Source organism: Acidobacteriota bacterium, assembly GCA_029861955.1.
Classification (GTDB): Bacteria; Acidobacteriota; Polarisedimenticolia; order Polarisedimenticolales; family Polarisedimenticolaceae; genus JAOTYK01.
The window spans coordinates 1-6,850 of the sequence record JAOTYK010000072.1 but is presented as its reverse complement, the minus strand read 5'-3'; the positions used below and the strand labels follow the sequence as shown (position 1 = coordinate 6,850).

Below are 6,850 nucleotides of genomic sequence, written 5' to 3'. Positions count from 1 at the left end.
GACCATCCGGGTTGCCCCCCTGGACGCCGTTGCAGTCGGCCCCGCAGGAGACGCAGTCCTCGCCGGCGCTCAACTCGCAGATGTTGTTCCCGCACTGCCAATCACGGCAAGATGAGGTGTCGTAGCCGCCACAACCCACATTGCAGAACAGATCTCCGGTGTCGAATCCCTGGGACTGACAGGTCTCGCCGTTGAGGTCGGTGCCGTCGCAGACCTCGGTCCCTTCCTGGATGTTGTTACCGCAAAACTGGGTGATTTCGTTGTACCAGTAGACGACGAGGCTGCGGGACCAGCTTCCGTTGACGTCCTGGACCATGTACTCGATGTCGTGACTGACGCCCGGCGTCAGGGCGCCGGTCATCGGCAGATCCTGATCGCAGCCTTCATCCAGGTTGTCGTGACAGGCGATCTCGCCGGGGCACCAACCGGATCGGTCGAACGTACACGACGGATAACCGCAGGCGTTCCAATCGGTGCAGCCCAGACATTGGGCGGACCCGCGGGGATAACAGCAGTCACGCCACGGAACGTCGGCCCAGGCCTGAGCGCTGTCGACGAGGATCCGGTTGGTTCGCTGACAGAACTCGTCGGCGGGGTTGGGGCAAACGGGATCGGAACCACCGCCGTGTCCCGTAATGAACAATCGCCCCGTCACCTGCAGCGCGTCCGCAGGAATGCTGACCGGGAACGGTCCCGTGACTTCGGCACCGCTACTGTGGAAGAAGATCGGTTCGATACCGTCGGCCGGCGGCTTCGGTGAGGACTCTTCCACTCGCTTACTCATCCTGAACTGCGTGGTGACCCACCAGCCCCCCTGAGTAAAGTGGCCGATGTGCGCACCGATGAAACGTTGTTGTCCGGCCAAGAGCGGCGCGAAGGGTGTGATGTCCATCGTCAGCTTGCGCGGCGGGACGGTCCCGGGGCCGTCCGGGGGACGCGCGTCGGTACCGAACGGCGTGACCGACCGCATCAACTCGATGTTGTCGTGGTTCATGCACTGCACGCCTTGGTCGATGCAGTCGTCCAGAACCATGAACAGATGGGCCGTCCGATCCCACGGGTCGCCACAGGTGTTGTAGCCGCCATTACAGGGAGGACTGACACAGGGGTTGCCTGGCCCGCACTTGGAGACGTTGCCTCCGGCAGGCGGCGTGCAAAGTTTGGAGGCCATGGTGAAATCGACCTCGATCTTCACCCAATCTCCCGCGGGGAAGTCCGTCGGGACCAACAGCTGCCAGCCGCCATCACGTTGCACGTAGGTCGGGTCGGTCGGATCGCATCCGCCACCCCAACAGAGCTCGTCGTCGTTGTGGGCGAGGAAGCTGTAACGACCTTCCAGAACATCGGTGTGTTCATTGCTTAGTTGCGATTCGTTCCCCGCCGTGTCGATGGCGGTGACCGCGTAGTGATAGAGGATATTCAGCGTCAGCCCGGTGGAGGAGAAGACCTGATCCAGGGCGATGTCCTGGGCGAAGTCGTAGTTGCCGACCGACTCGCCACGATAGATCCGGTAATAGGCCACATCTCCCGAGGGCTGGGCCTGGTTCCAGTCCAGTTCGATGGACGTGTCGGTCCAGAACCCGCCCAGTGTCGGTGGACTGGTGACCGTGGATGCCCGGGTGATCCCTTCGTTAAGATCCTGGTCGACGGCGCTGACCAGGTAGAAGGTGACCGGGTCCGGGCCGGCGACGGCACCGGTGTCGGTGAAGCTCTCGGTCAACGGACTGCCGATCTTGTTGGTCCCCGAGGCCTTGTCGGGGATAAACGTCGCGGCGGTCCCGCGATAGACCTCGTAGTTGCCGATAGTCTCGGGGTTCCCGGTGACATCCAGGGTGACCGAGTCCCAGGTCAAGACGATGTCGCCATCGGAGATGTTCAGCATGACGTTTGCAACCTCATCGGGGTTGGTCACGTCGGCGGCCGCGAGCGGCAGCGCAGCAAACAGAACGATGGCAAGCAGGACGACAAGCGAACGATTCGATCTACGCATGGATCCCCCGGAGTCGCGGCAAAAGAGACCGCTAACCGTACGGATTACGCAGTTTCGACGAGAAAGTCAACTTGGGCGTGGATTCCGAGCGCGCGGGGTAGACTTCGCCGATGAGAGTTGCCGGATGAATCCAGGATTCCACCCGACCCGCCGGGATTTTCTACGGACCGTCACCGCGGCAGGCATCGGCGTTGCCACGGTCGGATACACCGGTCCGACGTGGGCCGCCGACGGCGATATCCTCCATATCCGCAACTACAACAGCGTCGCCACCCTGGATCCGGCGCGGATGATCTCCGGTGCCGAGGGGTTGATCGGCAACGCGCTCTACATGTCACTCGTTCGATTCCCATCCGACGGCGGCTGGGGCTGGCAGCCGGATGCCGCGGAGCACTTTGAGCAGCTGGACGGCACGCACTACGCGTTTCGCTTAAGGAAGGGTCAGCAGTTCAACAACGACCTGGGAGAGATGACCGCCGAGGACGTCAAGTACTCCCTCGAGCGTGTGATCCGATCCGACAAGAACTTCCCCAACTCGGGGGACCTCGGAACGTTGAGTCACGTCGAGGTCGAAGATCGTTACTCCGGCGTCATCGTATTAAAGTCGCCCTACGCGGCGCTGATCACCGTGGGGCTTTGTCAGTCAACGGGGTCGATCCACTCGAAGACGGCGATGGAAGCGGTCGACGACGAGTTCGGCATCCACCCACCCTCCTGTTCGGGGCCCTACCAGTTGAAGTCCTGGCAGTCCAAACGCCTGACGGTGCTGGAGCGCAATCCCGCATGGACGGGAGACCCGCAGGGATTTCGCGAGATTCATATCTATCCGATCAATGACCCGAAGCCGGCCGAACTTGCCTATGAGGCCGGCGAGCTTGACTGCACCCAGATCGCGGTGGAGTCGGTCGAGGTGTTCGAGAAGCGACCGACTCCCAACAGCACCCTCGATGTACGGAAGGCGCTTCGTTACTACTGGATCGGGATGAACATGGAGCACCCGAAGCTGGCCGACATTCGCGTCCGTCAGGCGATCCAGTGGGGCATCGACGTCGAGGCCGTGTTGAAGGCGGCGTGGTTCGGCCTGGCAGAGCCGGCGACGGGAATCATCGCCCCCGGCCTGATCGGCCATCGCGAGAAGGCCAACATTCCGCCGAAAGGCAATCCCGATCGGGCGCGACGGCTGCTGGCCGAAGCAGGCGTCAAGACTCCGTTCCGCTTGCGCCTGGACTGTCCTACCGACACCCTCGAGCAGACGGTCGCACTGGTCGCGCAGTGGTGTCTGAGAGACATCGGGTTCGAGATCGACGTGCGTCCCCAGGATTCCGCGACGTTTCTCACGATGGGGATGGAATCCGGAGACCGTTGGCAGGACGTCCAACTCTTCGTGCAGAGTTTCTTCATGTTGGGCGATCCCTACTATGCGACCCAGTGGTTCATTGAAGAGCAGGTGGGTCTCTGGAACTGGGAGCGTTGGCGTAGCAAGGAGTTCGATCGACGGCATCACGTCGCGCTCGGGTTAACGGACGAGAGCGAGCGGGATCGGCATTACCAACGCATGCAGCAGATCATGGAAGACACCGGTTGCTACCGATTCCTGACCCATGGACTCGAGCCGACCCTCTATCGTGACAACCTGATCCCATCCTTCCGTGGCGACGGTTACCCGATCTTCCGCGACTTCAAGCGGGTCTAGATGCTGAACTACGCCGCGCGCCGGATCGGCCTATCGCTACTGATCGTCGTCCTGGCGGTCTCGTTGCTGTTCGGCATGATCCACATGATCCCCGGTGATCCGGCCAGCGTCCTGCTGGGTCCACGAGCGACACCGGAGCTGCGCGCAGAGTTGAACCAACGGATGGGTCTGGATCAACCGGTGATGGTCCAACTCGGCCGCTTTTTGTTGAACGCCCTCCGCGGCGATCTGGGTGAGGACGTGTTCTCCAACCGTCCGGTGACCACCATCGTCCTCGAACAGTTGCCGTACACCGTCATCCTGGTATTGCTGGCGATCGGCTGCGCGGCGCTTATCGGCATCCCGCTCGGCTGCTACTCGGCGATCCGTCGAAACTCCTGGCTCGATCGCGTCACGGCCGTGATGTCGGTCAGCTTCATCGCGGTACCGTCATTCATCATCGCGTTGTATGCGCTACTCATTCTCTCCGTGAAGCTTCGTTGGTTTCCGGCGATGGGTGCCGGCGAGACCGGCAACCTACCGGATCAACTCAGACATCTGGTGCTGCCCACCTTCGCGCTGGGCCTGGGTTGGGTCGGTTACATCTCGCGTCTCGTGCGCAGTTCCATGCTGGAAGTCATCGAAGAGCAACACGTGCGCACCGCAAGGGCGTTCGGGCTCCCGGAGTGGGTGGTCATCCGGGACTACGCACTTCGAATCGCCATCCTGCCGACGGTGACCGTCATCGGTCTCGGGATCGGCATGACACTCTCCAGTGCGCTGTTCACGGAGATCGTCTTCTCTCGACCGGGGATCGGAAAATTACTTCACGAGTCCGTCATGACACGTAACTACCCCGTCGTCATGGGCACCGTCCTGATCACGACGATCTTCTTCGTGGTCGCGACCCTGCTCTCGGATCTCGTCAACGCGTGGCTCGACCCACGTCTTAGAAGTGAGTCCCGTTGATGGGTCATACGCTCCGTCGATTGCGGTCCGATCGTCTCGGCTTTCTTGGGCTGATCATCGTATCCACCATCGTCCTGGTCACGATCCTGGCCAACGTTCTGGCACCCTACGATCCCGTGGACATCGACGTGGACGCACGCTTGCTGTCGCCCTCGTCCGATCATCTGCTTGGCACGGATCAGCTGGGTCGCGACATCCTCTCCCGCGTTCTGGTGGGGAGTCAGGTGGCGCTGAAGGTGTCGCTGATCGCGATCTCCGTCTCGTTGACCCTGGGTCTCCTGCTGGGGATGCTCGCCGGATTCGGGCCACGCTGGCTCGACCGCGTTCTTGTCGTAGGCTTCGACACCGTGCGATCGTTTCCGACGATCATGTTTGCGCTTGCGGTGGTCTCGTTGATCGGTCCGTCGCTGAACACCGTCATCGGCGTCGTGATCCTCACCTCCATTCCGATCTATGGGCGCATCGTACGGACCCAGACTCTTGCAACGCGGGATCGTGATTTCATCAAGGCCGAGCAGGCGATGGACGCGAGCACCGGTCGAATCCTGTTCCGTCACGTGCTTCCCAACATCGCGGCGCCCCTCCTGATACTGGCGTCGATGGACGTTCCTGTCGTCGTCGGGATGGAGGCCGGACTCAGTTTCCTGGGTCTCGGCGTCAGCCCACCGACACCAAGCTGGGGCAGTATCCTGAACGACGGCTACTCGTTCATCCGCAATTCGCCGTGGCCGATCATCGCCGGCGGGATCCCTCTGATCGTGGTGACGCTTGGGTTTACGTTTCTAGGCGAGGCTCTGCGGGACATCCTGGATCCCAAACTTCGCAGAAGCGGCAGGCGGGCATCGTGAGCAACGTTCTTCAGATCAACGACCTGTCGGTGAGCTATCGAACCGAGCAGGGTCACGCCCGCGCCTTACGACACGTTCATCTCTCGGTCCCACGAGGCGAGATCGTGGGGATCGTCGGTGAGTCCGGTTGCGGAAAATCTACGCTGACATCGGCGATCATCCGACTCCTGGCTCCCAACGCACGGATCGATGGCGGAACGATCGACTTTCAGGGGCGTGACCTGCTGGCACTGGACGAGCGTGAGATCCGCGACCTGCGCGGCGCAGCGCTTGCCATGGTGTTCCAGGATCCGATGACGTCGCTGAATCCGGTCCTGACCATCGGCAGGCAGATGTCCGATATCCAGTTTCGTGAATCCGTCCGTCGGTCCGAGAAGCGCGATCGTGCGATCGCCATGTTGCAGCGGGTCGGTATTCCCGAGCCCGAGCGACGCATCCGCGAGTATCCGCACCAGCTGTCGGGAGGCATGAAACAGCGCGTGGCGATCGCGATGGCCCTGATGATGAAGCCGGCGTTGCTGATCGCCGACGAGCCGACGACTGCCCTGGACGCTACGCTGGAAGTGCAGATCATCCATCAGCTGAAGGAGCTGCAGTCCGAGTTCCGCTGCTCAATCCTGTTCATCTCTCATCATCTGGGTGTGATCGCCGAGCTATGCGATCGGGTCGTCGTGATGTACGCCGGCGAGGTCGTCGAGAGCGGGACGGTCCGCGATATCTTCCATCGGCCTCAGCATCCCTACACCCGGCGGTTGTTGGAGTGCGATCCGGCTCGAATCTCAAAGCGGACCCGCCGATTGCCGATCATTCCCGGTGGTCTGCCCGACCCGATCAACCTGCCGACAGGCTGCATCTTTCGGGAGCGGTGTGACGTCGCTATCGACGTCTGCGCAAGTCGATGGCCGGCGCTCAGCGGTTGCACGGAGAACGACGACGAACATCGAGCGGCCTGCCATCTGCCGGCGGGGGAGTCATGACGCCACTTCTGCAGGTCGATGGACTACAGATCCGGTATCCGCGTGGCGGCTGGACTTCCAGTTGGGTCGAGGTCGTCATGGGTGTGTCGTTCGAGATTCGCCGCGGGGAGACGTTGGCGATCGTGGGAGAGAGCGGATCCGGGAAGACCTCACTTGCGATGGCGCTGATGGGTCTGGCTTCAGCCCACAAGGGTCGAGTTCTGTACAACGGCGAAGAGGTCTTGCGAGACGCTCGGGAGAGACTCCAGCCGGACCGTCGACGTGTGGTCCTGATGTTCCAGGACGCGACGGGTTCCCTGAGTCCGCGGATGAATGTGCGGTCGCAGTTGCTGGAGCCGTTTGAGATCCACTCCATGGATAAGGGCGACCGGGACCAACGGGTGAATCGGTTACT

At 61.8% G+C, this 6,850-nt stretch carries 6 protein-coding genes; 5 read left to right on the top strand and 1 reads right to left on the bottom strand.

All coding sequences use genetic code 11. The features are described from left to right. Nucleotides 1-1,990 (bottom strand): peptide-N-glycosidase F-related protein (locus OES25_17260; protein ID MDH3629387.1); only part of this gene is annotated, 1,990 nt, incomplete at its 3' end. A 124-nt stretch (nucleotides 1,991-2,114) separates the two neighbouring features. Here OES25_17260 and OES25_17255 point away from each other — a divergent pair. The 5 genes from OES25_17255 to OES25_17235 form a co-directional block, all read left to right on the top strand. Beyond that, the gene (locus tag OES25_17255; GenBank protein MDH3629386.1) at nucleotides 2,115-3,683 is read left to right on the top strand and encodes an ABC transporter substrate-binding protein; all 1,569 of its coding nucleotides are present in this window, start codon (nucleotides 2,115-2,117) and stop codon (nucleotides 3,681-3,683) included. Next, nucleotides 3,684-4,631, top strand: coding sequence for an ABC transporter permease (locus OES25_17250; GenBank protein MDH3629385.1), 948 nt, complete (start codon nucleotides 3,684-3,686; stop codon nucleotides 4,629-4,631). Then, nucleotides 4,631-5,479, top strand: coding sequence for an ABC transporter permease (locus tag OES25_17245; GenBank protein MDH3629384.1), 849 nt, complete (start codon nucleotides 4,631-4,633; stop codon nucleotides 5,477-5,479). The genes OES25_17250 and OES25_17245 overlap by 1 nt, the downstream gene beginning before the upstream one ends. Continuing rightward, nucleotides 5,473-6,456 carry an ABC transporter ATP-binding protein gene (locus OES25_17240; GenBank protein ID MDH3629383.1) on the top strand — a complete coding sequence of 328 codons (984 nt, stop codon included), beginning with the start codon at nucleotides 5,473-5,475 and terminating at the stop codon, nucleotides 6,454-6,456. The genes OES25_17245 and OES25_17240 overlap by 7 nt, the downstream gene beginning before the upstream one ends. Beyond that, nucleotides 6,453-6,850 (top strand): ATP-binding cassette domain-containing protein (locus OES25_17235; GenBank protein ID MDH3629382.1); only part of this gene is annotated, 398 nt, incomplete at its 3' end. The genes OES25_17240 and OES25_17235, both read left to right, overlap by 4 nt.